This window comes from Phycicoccus sp. Soil748, from assembly GCF_001428025.1.
Lineage (GTDB): Bacteria > Actinomycetota > Actinomycetes > Actinomycetales > Dermatophilaceae > Pedococcus.
Genome location: NZ_LMSC01000001.1, coordinates 90939 through 112738, shown reverse-complemented (window position 1 = coordinate 112738; position 21800 = coordinate 90939). Strand labels below are relative to the sequence as shown.

Genomic DNA, 21800 nt, shown 5'->3' with positions numbered 1-21800 from the left:
TGGCGACCACTGGAAGGCGCGCCGGGGACCGTTTTCCGTGGGGGGTGCTGCTGGTGTTATCGTTTCGTCCGCATCAAGGGGCTGTGGCGCAGTTGGTAGCGCGTCTCGTTCGCAATGAGAAGGTCAGGGGTTCGAATCCCCTCAGCTCCACCCCGAGAGAACCCCGTCTGACCAGCAGGAATGCTGATCATCAGGCGGGGTTCTTGCGTTGTCATTCCGCCACCCACTCGGTTCGTGTGCCCCCGGCGTGCCCCTAGTCGTTCAGGCGAGCCAGTCCGGCCCGGTCAGCGGGCGTTCCGAGGTGGTGCAGGTAGAGGTTGGTCGTGGCGATCGACTGGTGCCCCATCCACGCCTGGACGGTGCCCGGGTCGACGCCGCGGGCCAGCCACAAGCAGGCAGCGGTATGCCGCAGGTCGTGGATGCGGCGACCTTCAGCAAGCGTCGACCAACCGAGCGACCGTTTGAACGCGGAGGCGTGCAACCGGTGACCCGAGGACGTCACGAACAGTGGAGCGTCGGCCTCCCTGCCCGCCGCCATCGCGACCACGAGCGGGAGGACCCGATCCGCGACCGGCACCCGACGCGACCGACCGGACTTCGTGGTCTTGATGGCGACGCCCTCCGGCTCGGCCCGCTGGACCACCAACGTGGGCATCGGCACCTCGACGAAGTCCCGGACCCGAACGGCCCGCAGCTCCGACCACCGCAGCCCTGTCCACCCCGCGACGAGCAGGAGGTCACCGAGGCGTTGGTCGATCGCCGCTGCCTTGAGGTGGATGCGTTCGAGGTCCTCCTCGCCGAAGGGGAACATCTCTGTCCTGGGACCGCTGGCCTTCGGCACCCGAGTCCGAAGCACCGGGTTGAGCACGATCAGTCGCTCCCGCACGGCCCACGCGAAGAAGGACGACAACGATGCCCGGAAACGGCGCACCGATGACTCCGCCAGACCGTCGCTCGTGAGCGTGATGAGCGCTCGGGTGACCTCGCGATCGGTGACCGCGTTGATCGAAAGGGCGGCCAGCGATTGGGGCACAAGCCGCAGGAGCGCGGCGTCGGCCGTGTAGGTCTTGGCCGACACCGAGTGAGTGCGCTCCTCGAGCCAGACCCGGAGCAGGGATCTCACGGTGGCGCGTCCCGCGCGCGGGACGACGCCGCCAGCGAGGGCCGCCCGTTCGCGCATCAGCCACGCCTGGGCGTCCCGCTTGGTGTCGAAGGTCCGGCCCGCGACGTAATCACGACCCACCTTCAGCACTGCTCGGAACCTCCCCGATGGCTCCTTGCGGATCCTCACGACGCAGTCCGTTCGATCCACGCCGTGACGTCCGCCAGCTGGTAGCGAGGGATGGACGGTGAGAGCCACGCCACGCGTGGCCCCATCCCTTGCTGGCGCCACCGGCACAACGTCGAGGCGTTCACATGGAGCAGGTCTGCGACCTCGGCTGTGGTCAGCAGACGCGGAACGGGCGTGGAGTCACCAGCCAGGGCAATGACATTCGGCATTTCCACGCCTCCATTCCCGTCCCCATCTCGCCCTCGGGTCGAGGGCTTGTCGCTCGAGGTGCGACAGCATCAACGCTGCACGCCCGAATCGGCGCAGTCCACCGATTGCAAGGGGCGAAGGAGGGTTTTGACCAGACCTTTACGTTTCGGGCAGGTCTTTGGAGCTGCGAAACGGGTGGAAGGCGCACCAGGACAGCCGCGCGGCTCGCGGCAGATGAGGACGTTTGGGATCAGTCCGTGTTCATCGCGATGGGCGGGGAGTCCATAGCCAGCGGTGGGGTCGGTCGAAGGACCCGCACACAACCTCAGGGGCCCAGCCACGGGCAGTCGTCGATCGGGTTACGCGGTGCCGGGTAGTGGATCGGGAAACGGGGACGAGGTAGGCATCGTGCTCAGGGGTAACCGAGCCGGCTTGGCCAACTTCTACGCTGGGCCCTTCCGCTGGCCGACGCTCAGGAGGTCAGCGGCGGCGGGCGCCAGTCGGGTGCCGACCGGCCACACCGCTCGAAGCCGCCGTCGCAGGTCGACACCACGAACGGCCACCTGCACGAGCCGACCGGTCGAGACGTCGTCGCGGACGGCGAGGTCGCTCAGCACCGCTGGCCCGGCGCCAGCGGCGACGGCGGAGCGCACGGCTGTGCTGGTCGAGAACTCCAGGAGTGGGGTGGCTAGGGGTGCATGCCCGGCCAGCGCCCGCTCCAGGAAGGTCCTCGTGCCCGACGTCGGCTCCCGTTGCACCAGGCGCGTAGCCGCCAGGTCTGCCGCCTCGACCATCGAGCGACGTCGCGCCCACGGATGCCCCGGCGGCACGATCAGGACCAAACGGTCTCGCGCCACCACCTGCTCCTGGAGGCCCCTGGGCAGGTCAGGCCCCTCGATGAAACCGACATCGGCGGTCCCTGCAAGCACACTCGCCGCGACCTGCGCACTGTTCGTCGCGGTCAGGCTGACTGCCGTACCCGGGTGCGTGGCAGCCAGCTGGACCAACCATCCAGGCAGAAGGTGTTCGGCGACGGTAAGGCTGGCCGCGACCCGCATCCTCCGTGCCCCCTCCGACCGCAGCGAACCGATACCCGCCTCGAGGAACTCCGCTGCCGCCAGCACCCCCCGACCCCATTCGGCAAGGAGGGCACCCGCCGGGGTCAGCGTGGAGCCGCGCGTGCTGCGGCTGACCAGGGGGAACCCGACGAGGCGTTCCATCGTCTGCACCCGCGCGCTGACGGCCGGCTGGCTGAGCCCGTGCCTCTGCGCAGCTCGCCCGAGGCTGCCTGTCTCGGCAACGTTGAGCAGCAGTTGGAGCGAGTCGAGGTCAGGTACGCGGTTCAACACAATCACTGAGTCTATGGCCAGACATCAGCCCACCTGATGAGCCCATCGGAGCAAGACGCCTACCGGTGGACGGACGGAGCATCGACAGTGGCTGGTGACCCCAGGAGGTGTCCATGACCGCCATCCACGACCCGACCCACGAGCACGCCCACTCGCGCTGGCACCTGACACGCCGCAGCCGCTGCCGGCCCACCTGCCCGCCGACCCCACGACCTGGCAGCACCTCTCCGGTGCCCGGCCTGACGGTCGTCGCGGCCGCCACAGCCATCTCCTTCGGGATCGCGCACGTGCTTCCGGCCGTCAACCCCTCGACGGCCGCGGTCGTGCTCGGCACGCTGGTGGTGAACGCCGGTCTGCACCGACCCGCGTTGCACGTCGGCACGCACATCGCCTCCCACCGCCTGCTCCGCCTCGCCGTCGTCCTGCTCGGTCTGCAGCTCGGGGTGCAGCAGCTACTGCACCTCGGCGTCGAGGGCGCCGCAGTCGTGGCCGTGACGGTCGCCGTCACGTTCGGCGGGACCCAGCTGCTCGGTCGAATACTGGGCGTCCCGCCGGCGCGGGCCCTCCTCATCGCAACGGGCTTCTCCATCTGCGGCGCATCGGCCGTGGCCGCGATGGAGGAAGTCGCTGGCGGAGACGAGGACGACACCGGGGTCGCGGTTGCGCTCGTCACCTTGTGCGGGAGCCTGGCCATCCTGCTCCTGCCGGCCGTGCGAGTCCCCCTCGGCCTAGACCCCGTCGCGTTCGGCAGCTGGGTCGGCGCTAGCGTCCACGACGTTGGCCAGACTGTCGCCACCGCGAGCAGAGTCCCCGGCGCCCTGACGTCTGCGGTCGTCGTAAAGCTCAGTCGAGTGATCCTGCTCGCGCCCCTGGTCACCGGCGTCGCCTTGATGCAGCGACGACGCACTGCGAGCTCCACCGCGGAGGGCGGCCTGCGGGCACCCACCAAGCGACGCCCGCCGCTACTGCCGCTCTTCGTGCTGGGCTTCCTCGGCGCGATCGGGCTGGCCAGTACCGGAGCCGTACCGGCATCGGTCCTGGTTCTGGCCAAGCTCGTTCAGGAGATTCTGCTCGCGGCTGCCTTGTTCGGACTGGGCACCGGAATCCAGCTCACGATGCTGCGACGCACCGGGGGCCGAGCCCTGGTGCTCGGCATGCTCTCATGGCTATTGGTCGGCACCGTCGCATTCGCTGGCGTGAGGCTCCTCGGAGCGTGAGTAGCCAGCTGCAGGCACTTTTTGGCGGCTACCCTCATGTGGAACTACCCCTTGAGCAGATGGGTGGGATCCCGCATCCTGCAAGCCCCGTCCGGTGAAGATTCCTGCTGCGGCCCAGGTCCGAGAATCCAGAAGGGGCCCTTCGGCCAAGGCCGATTCACCACCGGGCATCGCCACACAGGCGCTGGAACGTCCTCAATTCGGCATGAGAGGACGTTGCAGACGGATCTCCGGGGCATCGGTGAGAACNGATGGGGCCCCGCGCTGCGGGCGGCGCTGGCGCGCCGTCCTCGCGCACCCCACCGCACCCCACGCCACACGCAGAAGAGCAGCGCCCCGGACCCGTACCAGGACGCTGCTCTCAGCTCAGGCGACCATCACCCTCTACTGCGCTGATGACGGCGGGGGCCGGCGCGTGCCTGGCTGCCGCAAGCCCCAGCCCTCACCACGACCACAAGTCCAGTCCTCAGACCCGTTCGGCCGGCTTCCGTGCCGGCATCGCAGCCGGACGCCTCCCAGCCAAACAGGCTTGAAGTCACTGCACAGACCCGCGCGGCCACCTCACGCTGTCGGCCGACAAGTCTCGCGAGGCGTGTGCCCCCCACGTGCCCCGGGCCTTGAAGAGGAGCCCGACCATGCAGTGATTCCGATGCCAGCCGGAGCACGCCCACAACAACCGCGAAGGCCAAGGATGCCTTCGCAATGAGAAGGTCAGGGGTTCGAATCCCCTCAGCTCCACCGCACGACGAAGGACCGGACGCGAGAGTGTGTCCGGTCCTTCTTCGTTTGGTGGACGTGTGCGGGTGGTTCAGGGGACGGCCACAGCGCAGCGGTAATGGCCTGCGTTCAGTCCAGGGACTTCCCGGAGACGTAGGTCACCGCCCGCTCGACGTCCTCGACCGTCCAGGTGGGTTCGGTCGGGGACGCGAGGTTGTGCCTGCCCTCGTCATTGAGGAACCGCAGCATCGGTCCCGACGGCTGCTCGCCCATCGTGTCGGGGGTGCCGTCGTCCACCCACCTCGCGTGACCCTCTGCGTCGATGACGTAGACGACGTCCTGGTGGTGCACGTCGTACGTCAGCGGGGCGCCGGTCCACCAGTCCGTCGGGGCAGGCGAGACGTCCTCTGCCGCCTTCTGCTGGTCGACGCCGAGGAACGCCCAGAGCCTGTCGAGCGCGCGGTGGTCGCCGGTGGCCAGGGTCCAGTCCTCCTCGGCGCCGAACAGCTTCTCGTACGCCGCCAGCCGAGGCACGGTGTCGCGCGCCGGGTCGACGGTCGCCTCGACGACCTCGACGTCACCGGACAGCCCGTGACGTCTGACGGCCCGTGCGACGTCACGGAGGTTGACGCTGGTCAGCGGGCAGACCTCCTGGCAGAGCGTGAGGAAGTCACCCAGCACCACGGTCTTGCCGCGCAGGGAGGCGAGGGTGAAGCGGTGGCCGTGCTGGTCGACCAGGGGCAGGTTCGCGATCGAGTCGGGCACCGGCTCGTCCACGACCGTGCCCGAGGGGGGAGCCGCGTCGGTGCTCGGCCGGGACGTGTCGGCGCTGGAGCAGCACGCGAGCAGCGGCACGGTGGCCGCCAGGGTCAATGCCGCTGCGAGCCGCCGGCTGCGCGCCACGCGGCGTGCCGCGGTGCGGGCGGTGCCTCGCACCGCGGTCGTGCTCGTCGTCATGGGCGTGTGCCCCCTCCCGGTGTACGAGCGGTGTGGTCGCGGGCCAGCTGCGCCAGCCAGGCGTTGTATGCGGTCAGGACCGCGTCGTCGCGGTCTGCGGCCCGGTCCGCGCGGCGCGCCTCCCGGTCGCTGGCGCGAGACCACTGCACGAACAGTGCCGCCACGACGAGCAGGGTGGGGATCTCGCTGAACGCCCACGCGATGCCGCCGCCGAGCTGCTGGTCGGTCACCGGGGCCGTGCCCCAACGTGCCGGGCTGGTCGCGAACGTCCGCACGAGGAGGGTCGTGCTCGTCATGACGATCACACCGAAGAACGCATGGAACGGCATGGCCACGAACAGCTCCAGCATCCGCAGCACCGGGGTCGTTGCCCGCGGGCTGGGGTCGATGGCCATGATCGGCCAGAACAGCAGGAGGCCGACGGCCAGGAAGTGCCCCAGCATCAGGTCGTGGCCCCACCACGTCCGCATGGCCGCGTCGAACACCGGCGTGAAGTAGAGCCCGTAGAGGCTGCCGATGAACAGGGGCAGCGTCACCACGGGCCTCGCCGCCACGGACAGGACCCGACTGTGCAGGCAACGGACGACGCCGCGCCGGACCTGCGCCCCGGCGCCCTGGGCGGGCAGGGCCCGCAGGCACAACGTGACGGGTGCTCCCATGAGCAGCAAGAGCGGTGACAGCATGCTGAGCACCATGTGCTGCACCATGTGCACGCTGAAGAGCCGCATGGCATAACCGTTGACGGCGGTGGCCGTGACGGCGACGACCGTCAGGAGCCCGACGGTGAAGCTGAGCCACCGTCCGACGGGCCACGCGTGCCCGAGTCGTCGCAGGCGCGCTGCTCCCACGGAGTAGAGGAGCCAGGCGAGCAGGCACAGCAGCGGTATGACGGGGAGTGGTTGCGGGTGCCAGGCCAGGAGGCGGCCGAGCTCCGGCGGATGCATCGGCATCCACATCAGGGAGCCGCCCTGTCCCGCGGTCACGGTCGCTGCACGGCACTCGACGGCTGTGCCCGGGAGCCATCCTGTGCCGCGACACGTCGCGCGTTGAACAGGGCACGGTAGTCGAGCCAGCCCACGACGGCCCCCTCGGCGGTGACCACCGGCAACGCGTTGGTGTCGTCGCGGGACAGTGCGTCCGCGGCGGCTGCCAAGGTGTCGCTGTCACGGATGACGGTGGGGACCTCGGTCGCCAGCGAGGCCGCCGCGGCGTCGTGTCGGCCGTCTGCCAGGGCGTCCGAGACGCCACGGGCCGTGACCACGCCCAGGTAGTCGCCGTTCTGGGCCAGGACGGGGAGGACGCCGAACCGGCTGGCGGCCAGCGCCGTGGTGACGTCGACCAGTGCTTCGTCCTCCGACACCGGCTGCGGTACCGGGTCCATCACGTCGCGCACCTGCAGGCTGGGCTGGCTCGGGGCGATGGCCTCGGGACGGCCGAGCGCCACCCCGCGGCGCCGCAGCTTGAGGGTGTAGATGGTGTCGGGGGAGATGAGGTGGCTGACGCCCGTGGCCAGCACGATGGCGGCCATGAGAGGCAGGATGATGGTGTACTCGCCGGTCAGCTCGAACATGATGATCACGGCCGTGATCGGCGCGCGTGCCGCGCCGGCGAAGACCGCTCCCATGCCGATGAGGCCGTAGGCGCCGACCGGTCCGGCGATGCCCGGGGCGAGCACGTGGGCAGCCTCGCCGAACCCGGCGCCGAGCATGGCCCCGATGAACAGGCTGGGCGCGAAGACCCCGCCGGAACCGCCGATCCCGATGGTCAGGCTGGTGGCGACCATCTTCCCCAGCAGGAGGAGGAGCAGGAAGGCGACCGTGTACCTGCCGCCGACCGCGGCGCCCAGGACTGGGTAGCCGACGCCGTACATCTGCGGCAGCACCAGCAGGAGCAGTCCGAGGACGATCCCGCCGACCGCCGGACGCAGCCACTCAGGGCCACGCCAGACCCTGTCGCACAGGTCCTCGATGGCGTAGAGCACCTTGGTGAAGAGGACCCCGGCGCCCCCGGCGACCAGGCCCAGCAGGGCGAAGAGGAGGTACTCCGTGGGGTGCTTTACGGTGAAGGCCGGGAGCTGCAGGAAGGGAGTGTCGCCGAGCACGGCCCGGCCGATGACGCTGGCGGCGACCGAGGAGAGGACGACCATGCCGAACGCCTGGGCGGTGAAGTCCGCGAGGATCAGCTCCATCGCGAAGAAGACCCCGGCCAGCGGAGCGTTGAACGTGGCGGCAATCCCGGCAGCTGCTCCGCACGCCACCAGGACCCGCAGCCGGACCTCGGGCACGCGCAGGACCCGCCCGACGGTCGAACCCAGTGCGGACCCGATCTGCACGATCGGACCCTCGCGTCCCACCGAGCCGCCACCACCGATGCACAGGGCCGACGCCAGCGCCTTGACCCCGGCCACCTGGGGGGCGATCCGACCGCCGCGGTGCGACACGGCGTACATCACCTCGGGCACGCCGTGGCCCCGTGCCTCGCGGGCGAAGAAGTGCACCAGGGGGCCGTACAGCAGGCCCGCGGCGACCGGCGCAGCGACCACGAACCACCGCCCCAGCCCGGGTAGCCCCGGGTGGGCGGCGCCAGCAGCGCCGGCGTAGTCCGCGTGCCCCGAGAACAGGAGCGTGAACGTGCGGATGAGCCACCGAAAGAGGACCGCGAAGCCTGCCGCCACGGCTCCGACGGCGAGTGACAGGGCGAGCAGGCCGGCACTGGACGTACGCAGCGCGGCACCGACGCGGCTCCCCGTCATCCCCGCGAGCCTGCGAGGAGCGCCGACCCTGGTCGCGGGCAGGGGCGAGGACGGGTCAGGACTCCAAGGCATGAATTGCATGATGCAATACTTGCCCGCTCCAACACAAACCGCGGCACCGTGGCCGCGGTCCCTGCGCGGGAGGGAGGTCGGCCTGCGTGCCCGACCCCGTCAGTCCGGCGCGGTGACCAGGGTGAGGCCGTCCCTGACCCGGGCGCTGATCTCGTCGAGGTCGTGGAGGCGCTCCACGGCGTCGGTCATGGCAGCTTCGTCGTGGCGCTCGCGTGCGCGGAGCAGGGATGCCCGCGCCTGCGAGACCTCGTTGGCCAAGGCGGACCTGAATGCGTTCATCGGGTGGGCTCCTCGAGTTCGGTTGGGGTGGGGGCGCAGCGGCGGAGCATGGCGCCCGCGCCGTACGGCACGTCAGTGAACAGCTCCGCCAGGAGTCGGGCAGGGTCCAGGTCGAGCAGGTGCGCGGGTGACTGAAGGTTCTGTGACAGCACGGCGGGTCGTGCTTCGAGCGCTGAGGCGGACAGCAGGAGCAGCAGCTCGTCCGGCCCCATCGCGACGAGCTCGCGACCCCCCGGGTCTGCTGGCGCAGTCCGGCAGCTCGAGGCGCCGACCAGGAGCGCAGGCGGTGCCGCCTGCCTGAGCACCATCGCTTCGCCCTCGGCGGTGCAGGCGACGGCGGTGAACCCGGCCTCACTGCCGTCGCCTGCCGGGGCGTCGGCCACGACGACCTCGATGAGGTCCGGTCGCCGTTCCACCCGGGCGACCCCAGCCCGCTGCTCGACGGCCCACACGGTCCAGTCGCCAGTGCCGGAGCTCGACCGCACGAGGGTCGGGCCGGCCACGTGGATCGTCATTGCCGCCCACCGTCGCCCAGTCGCAGGCCGCACCGGCGCAGCACATCTCGGTTGGAGGTCCGCGCTCCTCGCACCTCGAACTCCACCCCGGCGCGGGCACAGCTGCGCTTGGCCCACAGCAGGGCCGCAACAGCGCTCGAGGAAGGGCGGTCGAGGTCCGAGACGTCGACGACCACCCGGCCTGCGTGGGACAGCAGCACGTCGGCGACGGTCGAGCGCAGTCCCAGGAGGTCCTGGGTCAGTGAAGCCTCCCTCAGCGTGGTGGAGCGGGCGTACGTGGCGGACTCGTCGATCGCGGTCATGGCACCTCCTCGAGCATCACTCGAGAGTGGCCCAGCCATGTGACGGACGCCGGTGCCGCCACTTTGCGGTTGCATGACGAATGCCCTTCGCGCGCACGGGCACCCGACGTGCGGGAGGTCGCACTGGCAGAATGCGGGTGATGGCCACCACCCTGCTCGTGCTCGAGGACGACGAGGGGATTCGCAGCTCACTGTGCCTGGCCCTGGAGGCAGAGGGGTATCGGACGATCCCCTTCGGTCTGGCCGAGGACGCCCTGGCGGAGCTGCCGCGCTTGTCGGTGGACCTCATGCTCGTCGACCTCATGCTCGGCGAGATGGACGGGTTCAGCTTCGTGCGCGAGGTGCGGCAACGCAGCGACGTGCCCATCATCGTGGTCAGTGCCCGCGCCGACACCCACGACATCGTCGCCGCCCTGGAGTCGGGAGCCGACGACTACGTGACCAAGCCGTTCCAGGTCAAGGAGGTCTCCGCGCGGCTGCGTGCCCTCCGCCGGCGCCCGCCGGCCATGACGAGGTCGGCCGAGTCCGAGTCCGTCGTGCTCGACGGCACGGACGGACCACTGGTCCTGGAGTGGTCCGCCGGCATCGTGCGACGGGGGGAGGAGGAGATCCACCTGACCACCACCGAGTTCCGCCTGCTCTGCGAGCTGAACCAGCCCTCTGGGCGGGTGCTGAGCCGTCAGGTGCTGCTGGACCGGGTGTGGGAGCGCGACTACTTCGGCGACGAGCGGATCGTGGACGTCCACATCCGCAGGCTGCGGACCAAGATCGAACGTGAGCCCGGCAGTCCGCGGCTGCTGGTGACCGTCCGCGGCCTCGGGTACCGGTTCGACCGGCGTGCGTGATGGCGCGACAGCCCCTCGGACTGCGAACACGGATCACCCTCGTCTTCGCTGCCCTCGCCCTGGCGGTCTCCACCACCCTGGCGCTAGGCACCTACCTGACCGCACGCCACTACCTGCTGGTCCAGCGCGCGCACACCGCGGCACGACAGGCATTCGTCGACGCCTCCTTCGTCCGAGAAGGGCTGCTCACCTCGGGTGCCGAGGTCGACGACGTCCTCGCGTCGACCTCGCCACCCGCCGGAGCGGTGCTCGTGCTGCACCGTGGTGGACAGTGGTACTCCTCTTCCCTGGGCGTCGACCGAGACGTGGTCCCGGCGCAGCTGCGGGACGTAGTGGCGTCCGGGGCGGCCTCCAGCGCGTGGTCCCGCCTCGACGGCGAGCCCGTCATCGCGGTCGGGACACCGCTGACGGCCGTCGGGGCAGAGGTGTTCGAGGTGTCCACCGCCAGGGAGCTCTCGTCCACTCTGGACACCCTCCGACTGGCGCTGGTGGGCTTCGCGCTGCTCACCGCGGTCGGGGGCGCCGCGATCGGGCGTGAGGCGGCTCGCCGAGTCGTCGCCCCGCTCGACGGGATCGCCACCGCGTCGGCCCGGATCGCGGGTGGAGACACACGCGCCCGTCTCCAGCCCACCCGTGACCCAGACCTCAGCGTCATCGTGGGTTCGTTCAACGCGATGGTCGAGGCGCTGCAGGAACGGCTGGACCGTGACGCGAGGTTCGCGGCGGACGTGGCGCACGAGCTGCGGTCGCCGCTCACGGCGATGACGACGACGGTGGACGTGCTGGAGCGTGCCCCGGACGAGCAGCACCGGACGCAGTCGGTGCACCTGTTGCGTCGTGAGGTCGACCGCCTCGGCCGTGCACTGGAGCAGCTGCTCGCCCTGGGCCGCTTGGAGGCCGGGGTCGGCGAGGGGCAGCGAGGACGTGTCGACCTCGTCGAGCTGGTGCGCAACACCTTGGTCCACACCCACCGCCCGGTCGAGCTGCTGCGGGCACGGGCGGCGGTGCCCCCACGCGTGGATGTGGACAAGGCCGCGATGCTCCGGGCCGTGACCAACCTCTTGGACAACGCCGACCTCCATGGCGACGGGGTCGTGAACGTCGAGGTCGGTCGGCAGGACGCGTGGGCTGTCGTGGTGGTCGACGACGCCGGCCCTGGTGTCCACAAGGAGGACCGGCTGCGCATCTTCGAACGGTTCGCACGGACCGGCTCACGAGCCGCCAGGCCGGGCTCGGGCCTCGGGCTCAGCCTCGTGTCGGAGACGTTGCGCTCCCACGGGGGCGACGTCAGCTGTACCGAGTCGCCCCAGGGAGGGGCGCGCTTCGTGATGCGTCTGCCTCTCGCCGAGGAGGGCCCCCCGGGTGGGGTCGACGATCGTGAGGAGGAGGCGTCGTGAGCTCGAGGACCTCATGGCTGCGCCTGGGGGCCGTGTCGGCGGTCCTCCTGCTCACGGGATGCGGAGCGCCTGACCACACGGTGCCCGTCACGATCACGCAGGTGCCCTATGACCTGACGAGCCCGTCGGAGGAGGCGCCCGCCACTACGGATGCGCGCGTCACGTCCCGGCCCTACGTGTACCTCGTGCGGGAGCAGGTCCTCGTCCCGGTGAAGTCCCGTAACGACCGGACCACGGACCCCGCGGTCGCGGTGACCGACGTCCTTGCGCAGCTGGCCGATGGTCCCTCGGAAGGCGAACGTGCAGCCGGTCTGTCGACCGCCCTGGGGCCAGGGACGTCCATCCGGCTCAGCGGGATCGCCGCAGGAGTGGCCACCATCGACCTCGCCCCGGGCGACCAGGTCCCTTCCGCGTCCCGCGTCCCGCTGGCCGTGGCCCAGGTCGTCCTCACCGTCACGTCCGTGCCGGGTGTCGACCAGGTCCTGGTCACGCGGAACGGCGAACCCGTCGAGCTGCCGCTCCCGGGGGGCGCCCTCACCGGTGCGCCCGTGGGAGCCAGTGCGTACACGCCCCTGACGAGAGGCGGCGCCCCCACCGCGACGTCCGAGTCCGAGCCGCCGCCGAAGTGACGGTGGATTGCATCGTGCAAAGATTCGGGATGACCAGCTTGATGGCCGCCTGGGACCACGAGGTGCCGAACACATGGGGAGAATGTTGAGTGTTTGCCGACGAATCAGAGGTTGACGACCTCGTCACCGCGCTGCTCACCGCGTCCCGGGTGCTGGTGGGGGTCTCCGCGCGGTCCTTGGCCCACCTCGACGAGTCCGTGACGGTGACGCAGTTCCGGGTGCTCGTGGTGCTGCGTGGGCACGGTGAGACTCGCCTCAACCTCTTGGCGGAGCGGTTGGGGGTGAGCCCCTCCACCGCCTTGCGGACCGTCGATCGCCTCATCGCCGCTGACCTCGTGACCCGCCGCGAGAACGACCAGGACCGGCGGGAGGTGGTCATCGACCTGACCGCCCGCGGGGTCCAGGTCGTCGACGAGGTCACCGCGCAACGGCGCTCGGAGATCCGGGCGATCGCCGAGACGATGCCCCGCGCCGAGGCGCGGCAGCTCGTCAGGGCGCTGACGGCGTTCGCCGCCGCCGCGGACGAGCCCGCAGCCGCCCTCGACGCCGCAACCGTGTGGGGCTGGTGACCCACACCGGATGACCCGGCTCCGAGGACCCCCTGCGGTCCCCAGAGCCGGGTCGCTTGGTTCCCCGGGTTCAGTCGGTCCTCTGGGTCACTCGGTCAGCCGGGTGGCGAGTGCCTCCGGCAGCCCGGAAGGAGCGGCATACCGACGTCGCAGCTCGTCCTGGTCCGGGACCAGCCCGAGGCTCTCGATCTCACGGGCGATGGCCGCCACCACGACGTCCGGTCGGTCCTCCCGAGCCCTCGACTCGCCGCGGAGCTGTGCGGCGACAACCGCGCGCGCGGTGTCTGGTGCGAGGCGGTGGTTGGGCTTCAGCTGGACGATGTTTCCGTACGACATCCGATGAGCCTCCTGTCGTTTCCGACGAACAGTGGTGAGGGCGGACGCACGACTGTGGGCTCCGCCCTCGACTCCACCCTCGCCGCCCCTCATGAAGATCGGGCGGTCGGAGACTTTGCATTCATGTGTCATCTGGCTAGCTCTGGCTACTGGGAAAAACCGTTGCGTTGTGCAATGCTTGATTAAGGCAACGATATGGTTGGGGGCGTTTGGCTATGCGGGTACACCCCGGGTCGGACTCCGAGGCGGCCGTCGACCTGCACGGGCTGACCAAGCGGTACGGCAGGCGACGAGGCATCCGGGACGTGACGCTGCGGGTGCTGCCGGGGGAGGTGCTGGGATTCCTGGGTCCGAACGGGGCAGGTAAGTCCACGACGATCCGGCTGTTGATGGGACTGCTGCTGCCCACGGCGGGGGTGGTCGAGGTGTTCGGGTCTGACCCGCGTCTGGACGTGGTGGTGCGACGGCGTATCGGCTACCTGCCCGGTGAGCTCGCCTTGTTCCCCTCCCTCAGTGGCCGCGAGCTCATCGGGCGCGTGGCGCGCGTCCGAGGTGGTGTGGAACCACGGGAGATCGACCGGCTGGTGGGGCGGTTGAAGGTGGAGCTCGACGGTCCCATCCGTTCTCTCTCCAAGGGGAACCGGCAGAAGATCGGTCTCGTGCTGGCCTTCATGCACCGGCCGGACCTGCTGGTCCTGGACGAGCCCAGCTCCGGACTGGACCCGCTGCTCCAGGACGAGTTCGAGCAGCTGGTCCATGAACGGGTCTGCGAGGGCGCGACCGTGTTCCTCTCGTCGCACGACCTGGACGAGGTGGACCGTGTGGTGGACCGGGTCGCGATCATCCGCGCGGGCGAGCTGGTCGGCGTCGACACGGTGGACAGCCTGCGCACACGAGCACCACGCCTGGTCGAGCTGCACTTCGCGGGACCCACGGACCCCTCGTCCGTGCTGGCCGTGCCGGGTGTTCGCGCCCTCGACGTGACCGCCACGAGGGTGCGGCTCGAGGTCACCGGCCAGCTCGGCGCGCTCCTGCATGCAGCAGCGCCCCTCGGCGTGGTCGACCTGACCGCCCGACCGGTCTCACTGGATGCCATCTTCCGTTCGTTCTACGAGGACGGGCCGATGGGACGGATGACCCATGCGAACTGACCTGACCCGGTTGGACCTGCGGCTGCGAAGGCGCGGTCTGTGGGCGTACGCGCTCGGAACCGGTGCCTACGCCCTGCTGATCGTCGTGCTCTACCCGTCGTTCAGGCATGACACGTCACTTGACCAGCTGATGCGGGGCAACCCCACGGTTGCTGCCCTCTTCGGCGTCTCCGGGTCCTTGACCTCGCCCGCCGGGTGGTTGAACGCAAACCTCTACGCCAACATCGTCCCCCTGTCTGCACTGCTGCTCACGATCGGCTATGGAGCGGCAGCCGTGGCGGGGGAGAACGACGATGAACGCCTCGGCCTGCTGGCCGCCCTGCCATTGAGCCGACGCACGCTCTTGGGCCAGAAGCTGTTGGCCCTGGGCGTGCTGTCGACGCCAGTGGCCCTGACGACCCTTGCAGCCGACCTCGTCGGCCGCTTCTACCAGCTCCAGCCTCCGTGGCCGGGACTTGCCGGGGTCACGCTCGGCGTCGCACTGACCGCCTTTCTCTTCGGATGCCTGGCCCTTGCCATCGGGTGCCTCACCAACAACCGGGGGGCCGCCATCGGCGTCGCCTCAGCGGCCGCAGCTGCCTCGTATGTCGTCAGCTCCCTGGCCGGCACCGTCGCCTGGGTGGACCGCTTGCGCCTGTTCTCACCCCTGTACTGGTCGGTCGGCCAGAACCAGGTCGAGAACGGTCTGTCGCTGACGTCCCTCGCGGCACTCGCCCTCACCATCGCCGTCATCGCCGGAGTCGCTGTCTGGAGCTTCGACCGGCTCGACCTGCGCTAGACCCGGACGGGTCACATCGCGGCCGGTGGCCGCGGCCACCACGGGGCGTCCTGGTCCAAAGACAACCCCAAGGGGCACAGGATGTGGACGAGGCGTGAAACGGTCTTGTCACCGGAGCCCAACGCCCTACCCGTTCCCCGAGGGACCCCAGGCCGACGCGGTCCAAGGCCGCTAGGAACATCATTTCGACTCTACCCTCACGTGAGGGTAGAGTCTGGAGCGGCGCACGGCCTCGTCGCGCCGTACGCCAGTGAGTGGGTGACGGTCCCGCTCCCGCTTCCTGCAGTCCCTCGTCGAAAGAGCTTGATGACCCACGCACCCGCCGGGCACCGCCTGCAGATCGGCGACGTCGCAGCCCGGACCGGGCTCAGCCTGCGCACGATCCGCCACTACGAGGAGGTCGGCCTCCTGCCGGAGGCCGAGCGCAGCACTGGAGGCTTCCGCCTCTACTCCGAGGACGCCGTGGCGCGGCTGCTGCTCATCAAGCGGATGAAGCCGCTCGACTTCACCCTCGAGGAGATGCGCGACCTGATCGAGGTCAGGGAGCGCCTGGCCGGTCCGAGGCTGTCGGCCAGGACCCGCGCTTCCCTCGTGGAGCGTCTGGCCACCTACCAGTCGCTGGTCGAGCACAAGCTCGCTGACCTGCGCGAGAAGGTCGACAGCGCCCAGGCCTTCGCCGACCAGCTGCGCGACGAGACGCACTAGCCACCAAGACATTCCGCCTTCGCACAACGGTGTGCCAGGGCCGGCCCCCTACGGGCCCCTCCACCCCGTCCTTCCCCAGAGGAGCACCCCCTTGTCTGCTGTCCCACCCAGTCCTGCGCCGGTCCGTGCGACCGAGCGCGCCCGCGAACGCGACGTCACCTCCGTCCGGGCCGCCCTGCGCTCGCCCCAGCGGTTGCGCACCGAGGTGCTCGGCGGTCTCGTCGTCGCACTGGCGCTGATCCCGGAGGCGATCTCGTTCTCGATCATCGCCGGGGTCGACCCCCGCGTCGGCCTCTTCGCCTCGTTCACCATGGCGGTCTCCATCGCGTTCCTCGGAGGTCGGCCGGCGATGATCTCTGCCGCCACCGGGGCCGTGGCGCTGGTGATCGCGCCGCTGGTGCGCGAGCACGGGCTGGACTACCTCGTCGCGACGGTGATCCTGGCCGGAGCCATCCAGGTGGTCCTGGGCCTGCTCGGCGTCGCCAAGCTCATGCGTTTCATCCCCCGGTCGGTCATGGTCGGCTTCGTCAACGCACTGGCGATCCTCATCTTCCTGGCCCAGCTCCCGCACCTGATCGGGGTCCCGTGGGGCGTCTACCCGCTGGTGGCCGTCGGCGTCGCCGTCATCGTCCTGCTGCCGCGGGTCACGAGCGTCGTGCCCGCCCCCCTGGTCGCCATCCTGGGCCTGACGGTCTTCACCGTCGCCGCGGCCATCGCCGTGCCCACCGTGGGTGACGAGGGCAAGCTGCCCGACAGCCTGCCGACCCTCGGGCTTCCCCACGTGCCGCTGACGCTGGAGACCCTGTCGACCATCGGCCCGTTCGCGCTGGGCATGGCGCTCGTCGGCCTGATGGAGTCGCTCATGACCGCCAAGCTCGTCGACGACGTCACCGACACCCACTCGCCCAAGACTCGTGAGGCCTGGGGCCAGGGCGCCTCGAACATCATCACCGGGTTCTTCGGTGGGATGGGGGGCTGCGCCATGATCGGCCAGACGATGATCAACGTGAAGGGCTCCGGCGCCCGGACGCGCCTCTCCACGTTCCTCGCCGGCGTCTTCCTGCTCGTCCTCGTCGTGGGCCTGGGCGACGTCGTCGGCATGATCCCGATGGCTGCCCTCGTCGCGGTGATGGTGATGGTCGCGGTCGGCACCTTCGACTGGCACAGCATCCGGCCCGCGACCCTGCGCCGCATGCCCCGGAGCGAGACCCTGGTCATGGTCGTCACCGTCGCGGTCGTCGTGGCGACCCACAACCTGGCCATCGGTGTCGTCGTCGGCGTGCTCGTCGCGATGGTGCTGTTCGCGCGCCGCGTCGCCCACTTCACCGAGGTCGTCGACGTGGCGCACCCCGACGAGGACACCCGGGTGTACGCGGTGGTGGGTGAGCTGTTCTTCGCCTCCAGCAACGACCTGGTCACCCAGTTCGACTACGTCGGCGACCCCCGGAACGTCGTCATCGACCTGACGCAGTCACACATCTGGGACGCGTCGACGGTCGCCGCCCTCGACGCCATCCAGACGAGGTACGCGGCCAAGGGGAAGAACGTCAGCATCATCGGCCTCAACGACGCCAGCCACGAGCGTCGGGAACGTCTGGCCGGGCACCTCGTCGGCTCCCACTGACGACGGGCGGCCCCGGGTCCGGTGGCATGCTGGACCCGTCGACGTTGGGGGACAGCCATGGGAGACCTTTCGGGCCGGGTGGCCCTGGTGGCAGGGGCGACGCGGGGTGCTGGGCGCGCGGTGGCCGTCGAGCTGGCGCGCGCCGGCGCGTTCGTCTACGCCACGGGCCGCTCCAGTCGGGAGTCGGGTCCCTCCGACATGGAGCGGCCCGAGACGATCGAGGAGACGGGGGAGCTCATCTCGGCAGCCGGCGGTCGCGGCTCGGCGCTCCGGGTGGACCACGAGGACGTCGAGGCCGTGCGAGCGCTCGTCGACCGGATCCGGTCCGAGCAGGGCCGGCTCGACGTGCTCGTCAACGACATCTTCGGCGGGGACCGATATGCCGAGTGGCAGACACCCCTCTGGGAACACGACCTCGAGGGCGGCCTGAAGATGCTGCGGATGGGGGTCGAGACGCACGTCATCACCGCGGCGGTGGCGCTGCCCCTCGTGCTGGACTCCGGGGACGGCCTACTCGTGGAGATGACCGACGGCACCAGCGAGGCCAACGCCGGCGACCGTCCCGGAGTCGGCTTCTACTACGACTTCGTCAAGGCCGGCGTCGACCGGCTGGTGCGCAACTTCGCTCGCGACCTGCGTGACACCTCCGTCACTGCGGTCGGCGTGACCCCCGGCTGGATGCGGTCGGAGCGCATGCTGGAGGGCTTCGGTGTCACGGAGCAGACGTGGCGGGAGTTCTGTCGCAAGGAGCCGAGCTTCGCCATCTCCGAGTCACCCACCTACGTGGCCCGCGGCGTGGCTGCGCTGGCCGCCGACGAACACCGAGGGCGTTTCGTCGGTCAGGTGGTCACCGCCCGCCAGCTCGCGGACGCCTACGACGTCACCGATGTCGACGGCTCGAGACCGGACTGCTGGGGCCTCATCGCGGACCACGGCTGGACGGAAGAGGATCCGGACACCATCGAGAGGTACCGCTGACGCTCGGTACGCTGCGGCGGTGACGGCGACCGCGACGACCTCCCCGGCCGTGCTGGCCGTCGACCTGGGCGGCAGCGCCATGAAGGGGGCCGTCGTGGACGGCGCCGGTCGTGAGCTCGCCACCCGTACGGTGCCCACGCCCGACCAGGACGTGGTGGCCGGCCTGACTCGACTCCTGGGCGACCTGTCGGGCCTTGCGGCCGACGCGCGTGCCACGCCGGTCGGGGCGGGCGTGGTCACCCCCGGCTCGGTCGACGAGGAGCGCGGCGTGGTGCGCTACGCGTCCAACCTGCGCTGGCGGGACCTGCCGCTGCGCGACCTGCTGGGCGAGGCGACGGACCTGCCGGTCGCGGTCGGGCACGACGTACGCGCCGCCGGGGTGGCGGAGCAGCTGTTCGGCGCGGGGAGGGGTTCGGACAGCTTCGTGCTCGTGCCGCTCGGCACGGGGGTGGCAGCCGCGGTCGTGGTCGACGGTCGCGTGGTGACCGGGTTCACCGGTGCCGCAGGGGAGTTCGGCCACATCCCCCTGGTGCCGGACGGCGAGACCTGCCCCTGCGGGCAGCGCGGCTGCCTCGAGGCCTACGCCTCCGCAGGCGCCCTCACCCGACGGTATGCCGCGCGGGAAGGCCGCGTGCTGACCGCCGAGCAGGTGGTCGCTGCCCTGGGGTCCGACCCCACTGCGGACCGCCTCTGGGACGAGGCCGTGACGGTCCTCGCCCAGGGCCTCGACGTCCTGACGATCCTGCTCGACCCCCAGGTGATCGTGCTCGGGGGAGGGCTCTCGAGGGCGGGCGCCACGCTCCTCGAACCGCTCACCGCGAAGATGGATGACGGTCTCGCCTGGCGCGACCGGCCCCCGGTCGTGCTGACCGAGCTGGGCGACCGGGCCGGCCGCCTGGGGGCAGCGGTGCTCGCCTTCCGGGCCGCGGGTCGCAGCGACCTGGACCAGCCATGACGATGGTCGAGATCTGCGTCGACGACGTCGCCGGCGCCCGCACCGCTGAGGCCTACGGGGCCGACCGTGTCGAGCTGTGCGCCGACCTGCTCGAGGGTGGGACCACCCCGAGCATCGGGATGGTGGGGACGACGCTGGCGAGCGTCCGTCGGGTCGGCGTGCAGGTCCTCATCCGCCCGCGGGGTGGTTGCTTCAGCTACGACGCCGACGAGGTCGCCGCGATGCTCGCGGACATCGCGGCGGTCCGCCGGCTCCCGACCGCCGTACGGGTCGGGTTCGTGGTCAACGCCCTCACGCCGGACCGTCGGGTCGACGAGGATGCCACCCGCGAGCTCGTCACGGCCTGCGGTGGCTCGCCCGTCACCTTCAGCCGGGCCTTCGACGAGGTGCCCGACCAGTACGCCGCCCTCGACGTGCTCGCCCGGCTGGGAGTGCACCGGGTCCTCACGGCAGGCGGGCCGGGCCCGGCGGCGGACCACCACGACAGCCTCCGAGACCTCGTCCGTCACGCGCGGAACCGCCTGACCGTGCTCGCGGCCGGCGGTGTCCGGTCGGGGAACGTCGCCGCCCTGGTGGAGCGCACCGGGGTGTCCGAGGTGCACCTGCGCGCACCGGCGTCGTCGCCGACTCCCCACGGCACGCAGCCCTACGGCACGTCCGCCGACGAGGTCCGCGCGGTCCTCGCGGCCGTCGGCAGGATGGACCCATGACACCGAGGGTCGCCATCGCGGGCATGGCCATCGAGTCGAGCATCTATGCCGCCCACCGGGCCGGGTACCGCGACTTCGACGTCCGCGAGGGGCACGCCGTGGTCGAGCGCTACGACTTCCTCGCCCCCGGGACACCGCTCGGCGATGCGGCCGAGTGGGTCGGCGTGTTCTACGCGCGCTCGATCCCCGGGGGCCGGGTGCGCCGCGACGTCTACGACGACTTCCGCAGCCGCATCCTCACCGGCCTCGCCGAGGCGGGTCCGCTCGACGGCCTCTACCTCGACATCCACGGCGCCATGAGCGTGGAGGGGATGGACGACGCGGAGGGCGACCTGGTCGACGCGATCCGCGACGTCATCGGCACCACGCCGCTCATCTCGGCCCCGATGGACCTGCACGGCAACGTCTCCGAGCGCCTCGCCCTCGGCGTGGACCTGCCAACGGCATACCGGCTCGCACCGCACGAGGACGCGTGGGAGACGCGCGAACGGGCGGCCCGGAACCTCCTGCGCTGGCTGGACCGTGGCGGTCGCCCGCACCGCGCCTGGGTGCGCGTGCCGATCCTGCTGCCGGGGGAGAAGACGTCCACCCGCGTCGAGCCGGCCCGCAGCCTGTACGCCGGGCTCGCCGACGTCGAGCGCCAGCCGGGCGTCACGGATGCCTCCATCTGGATCGGGTACGCGTGGGCGGACGAACCTCGTTGCCACGCCTCGGTTCTGGTCAGTGGGGGGGACGCGCAGGTGGTCGCGGTTCACGCCGCCGCCCTGGCCCACCGGCTGTGGGACGCGCGGGACGAGTTCGCGTTCGTCGGCCCGACGGGCACGCTGGTGGAGGGGGTCCGGGCCGGGCTCGGGCACGTGGCCGGCGGCGGGGCGCGTCCCTACCTGGTCAGCGACAGCGGCGACAACCCCGGCGCCGGAGGCACGGGTGACGTGACCTGGGCGCTGACCGAGCTGCTGGCCATGCCCGAGCTGACCCGCGACGACTCGCCCGTCGTCCACGTGGCGTCGATCTTCGACGAGGTCGCCATCGAGGAGCTCTTCGCAGCCCGACCCGGCGACACGGTCGCAGTGACCGCGGGGGCGAGGGTCGACGACCGGGTCTGTGGTCCGGTCCGCATCGAGGGCGAGCTGGTCAGCCTGCACGAGGGCGACCCCGACGCCGGCCGCATCGCGGTGGTCCGCTGCGGCGGGATCCGCGCCGTGGTCACCGAGTTCCGCAAGGCCTTCCACGACACCGCGGACTTCCGGGCGATCGGCCTCGAGCCCACCGACGCCGGTGTCGTCGTGACCAAGATCGGCTACCTCGAGCCGACCCTGCACGACATCGCGCAGGGCTGGACGCTGGCGCTCACACCAGGCCCGGTGGACCAGGACCTCGAGCGTCTCGGGCACTCCCGGATCATGCGGCCGATGCACCCCTTCGACGCCTTCTCCGAACCGCCCGACCTCGCGGTCCGCGTCCTGCACGAACCCGACTGAGC

Annotated in this window: 23 protein-coding genes and 1 tRNA gene; 14 read left to right on the top strand and 10 right to left on the bottom strand. The window is 70.8% G+C overall.

The features are described from left to right. The first annotated feature begins 77 nt into the window (after window positions 1-77). Window positions 78-150: transfer RNA gene (locus tag ASG70_RS00525), tRNA-Ala, on the top strand. Between the two features lie 103 nt (window positions 151-253). On the opposite strand, the gene ASG70_RS00520 is transcribed toward ASG70_RS00525, so the two are convergent. From ASG70_RS00520 to ASG70_RS00510, 3 genes are all read right to left on the bottom strand, one after another. Beyond that, window positions 254-1243 (bottom strand): tyrosine-type recombinase/integrase, encoded by a 990-nt coding sequence (locus ASG70_RS00520; protein ID WP_235531276.1) that lies wholly within the window; start codon window positions 1241-1243, stop codon window positions 254-256. A 44-nt stretch (window positions 1244-1287) separates the two neighbouring features. After that, entirely contained in the window at window positions 1288-1500 is a 213-nt protein-coding gene (locus tag ASG70_RS20280) for an AlpA family transcriptional regulator (RefSeq protein ID WP_056881912.1), read from the bottom strand. A 423-nt stretch (window positions 1501-1923) separates the two neighbouring features. Further along, a complete protein-coding gene (locus ASG70_RS00510) occupies window positions 1924-2829 on the bottom strand; it encodes a LysR family transcriptional regulator (protein WP_235531275.1) in 906 nt (301 codons plus the stop codon). Between the two features lie 113 nt (window positions 2830-2942). Here ASG70_RS00510 and ASG70_RS00505 point away from each other — a divergent pair, with 113 nt between their 5' ends. Next, window positions 2943-4046: a YeiH family protein gene (locus ASG70_RS00505; RefSeq protein WP_082589844.1), complete on the top strand. Its 1104-nt coding sequence runs from the start codon at window positions 2943-2945 to the stop codon at window positions 4044-4046. 846 nt (window positions 4047-4892) lie between these two features. On the opposite strand, the gene ASG70_RS00500 is transcribed toward ASG70_RS00505, so the two are convergent. From ASG70_RS00500 to ASG70_RS00475, 6 genes are all read right to left on the bottom strand, one after another. After that, window positions 4893-5720 (bottom strand): SCO family protein, encoded by an 828-nt coding sequence (locus tag ASG70_RS00500; protein WP_056881910.1) that lies wholly within the window; start codon window positions 5718-5720, stop codon window positions 4893-4895. Next, window positions 5717-6703, bottom strand: a complete 987-nt coding sequence (locus ASG70_RS00495) for a cytochrome c oxidase assembly protein (RefSeq protein ID WP_200949155.1) — start codon at window positions 6701-6703, stop codon at window positions 5717-5719. The genes ASG70_RS00500 and ASG70_RS00495 overlap by 4 nt, the downstream gene beginning before the upstream one ends. Further along, complete coding sequence (locus ASG70_RS00490; protein WP_056881909.1) at window positions 6700-8472, bottom strand: chloride channel protein; 1773 nt, start codon at window positions 8470-8472, stop codon at window positions 6700-6702. Before ASG70_RS00490 ends, ASG70_RS00495 begins: the two co-directional genes overlap by 4 nt. Before the next feature lie 171 nt (window positions 8473-8643). Beyond that, window positions 8644-8823, bottom strand: a complete 180-nt coding sequence (locus ASG70_RS00485; protein WP_056881908.1) for a hypothetical protein — start codon at window positions 8821-8823, stop codon at window positions 8644-8646. Beyond that, the gene (locus ASG70_RS00480; protein WP_056881907.1) at window positions 8820-9338 is read right to left on the bottom strand and encodes a hypothetical protein; all 519 of its coding nucleotides are present in this window, start codon (window positions 9336-9338) and stop codon (window positions 8820-8822) included. Before ASG70_RS00480 ends, ASG70_RS00485 begins: the two co-directional genes overlap by 4 nt. Next, window positions 9335-9640 carry an STAS domain-containing protein gene (locus ASG70_RS00475; RefSeq protein WP_056881906.1) on the bottom strand — a complete coding sequence of 102 codons (306 nt, stop codon included), beginning with the start codon at window positions 9638-9640 and terminating at the stop codon, window positions 9335-9337. The genes ASG70_RS00480 and ASG70_RS00475 overlap by 4 nt, the downstream gene beginning before the upstream one ends. Before the next feature lie 140 nt (window positions 9641-9780). Here ASG70_RS00475 and ASG70_RS00470 point away from each other — a divergent pair, with 140 nt between their 5' ends. The 4 genes from ASG70_RS00470 to ASG70_RS00455 all read left to right on the top strand — a co-directional run bounded on the left by ASG70_RS00470 (window position 9781) and on the right by ASG70_RS00455 (window position 13080). Next, window positions 9781-10485 (top strand): response regulator transcription factor, encoded by a 705-nt coding sequence (locus ASG70_RS00470; RefSeq protein WP_056882060.1) that lies wholly within the window; start codon window positions 9781-9783, stop codon window positions 10483-10485. Then, entirely contained in the window at window positions 10485-11882 is a 1398-nt protein-coding gene (locus ASG70_RS00465) for a HAMP domain-containing sensor histidine kinase (RefSeq protein ID WP_056881905.1), read from the top strand. Before ASG70_RS00470 ends, ASG70_RS00465 begins: the two co-directional genes overlap by 1 nt. Then, window positions 11879-12511, top strand: a complete 633-nt coding sequence (locus ASG70_RS00460) for a GerMN domain-containing protein (RefSeq protein WP_056881904.1) — start codon at window positions 11879-11881, stop codon at window positions 12509-12511. The genes ASG70_RS00465 and ASG70_RS00460 overlap by 4 nt, the downstream gene beginning before the upstream one ends. Window positions 12512-12600: 89 nt before the next feature. After that, window positions 12601-13080 (top strand): MarR family winged helix-turn-helix transcriptional regulator, encoded by a 480-nt coding sequence (locus ASG70_RS00455; protein ID WP_056881903.1) that lies wholly within the window; start codon window positions 12601-12603, stop codon window positions 13078-13080. A gap of 87 nt (window positions 13081-13167) precedes the next feature. On the opposite strand, the gene ASG70_RS00450 is transcribed toward ASG70_RS00455, so the two are convergent. Continuing rightward, the gene (locus tag ASG70_RS00450) at window positions 13168-13416 is read right to left on the bottom strand and encodes a hypothetical protein (protein WP_056881902.1); all 249 of its coding nucleotides are present in this window, start codon (window positions 13414-13416) and stop codon (window positions 13168-13170) included. A gap of 215 nt (window positions 13417-13631) precedes the next feature. On the opposite strand from ASG70_RS00450, the gene ASG70_RS00445 reads away from it, so the two are divergent. The 8 genes from ASG70_RS00445 (at window position 13632) to ASG70_RS00410 (ending at window position 21798) form a co-directional block, all read left to right on the top strand. Then, the gene (locus ASG70_RS00445) at window positions 13632-14567 is read left to right on the top strand and encodes an ABC transporter ATP-binding protein (protein WP_056881901.1); all 936 of its coding nucleotides are present in this window, start codon (window positions 13632-13634) and stop codon (window positions 14565-14567) included. Beyond that, window positions 14557-15345: an ABC transporter permease subunit gene (locus ASG70_RS00440; RefSeq protein ID WP_056881900.1), complete on the top strand. Its 789-nt coding sequence runs from the start codon at window positions 14557-14559 to the stop codon at window positions 15343-15345. The genes ASG70_RS00445 and ASG70_RS00440 overlap by 11 nt, the downstream gene beginning before the upstream one ends. A 306-nt stretch (window positions 15346-15651) precedes the next feature. Next, a complete protein-coding gene (locus ASG70_RS00435) occupies window positions 15652-16050 on the top strand; it encodes a MerR family transcriptional regulator (protein WP_056881899.1) in 399 nt (132 codons plus the stop codon). A 91-nt stretch (window positions 16051-16141) separates the two neighbouring features. Continuing rightward, a complete protein-coding gene (locus ASG70_RS00430; RefSeq protein ID WP_056881898.1) occupies window positions 16142-17674 on the top strand; it encodes a SulP family inorganic anion transporter in 1533 nt (510 codons plus the stop codon). Window positions 17675-17731: 57 nt separating this feature from the next. Then, window positions 17732-18652 (top strand): SDR family oxidoreductase, encoded by a 921-nt coding sequence (locus ASG70_RS00425; protein WP_056881897.1) that lies wholly within the window; start codon window positions 17732-17734, stop codon window positions 18650-18652. Between the two features lie 19 nt (window positions 18653-18671). Beyond that, window positions 18672-19607, top strand: coding sequence for an ROK family protein (locus tag ASG70_RS00420; RefSeq protein WP_235531274.1), 936 nt, complete (start codon window positions 18672-18674; stop codon window positions 19605-19607). Continuing rightward, window positions 19604-20317, top strand: coding sequence for a copper homeostasis protein CutC (locus tag ASG70_RS00415; protein ID WP_056881896.1), 714 nt, complete (start codon window positions 19604-19606; stop codon window positions 20315-20317). The genes ASG70_RS00420 and ASG70_RS00415 overlap by 4 nt, the downstream gene beginning before the upstream one ends. Then, window positions 20314-21798 carry a M81 family metallopeptidase gene (locus ASG70_RS00410; protein ID WP_056881895.1) on the top strand — a complete coding sequence of 495 codons (1485 nt, stop codon included), beginning with the start codon at window positions 20314-20316 and terminating at the stop codon, window positions 21796-21798. The genes ASG70_RS00415 and ASG70_RS00410 overlap by 4 nt, the downstream gene beginning before the upstream one ends. The last annotated feature ends 2 nt before the right edge of the window (window positions 21799-21800 follow it).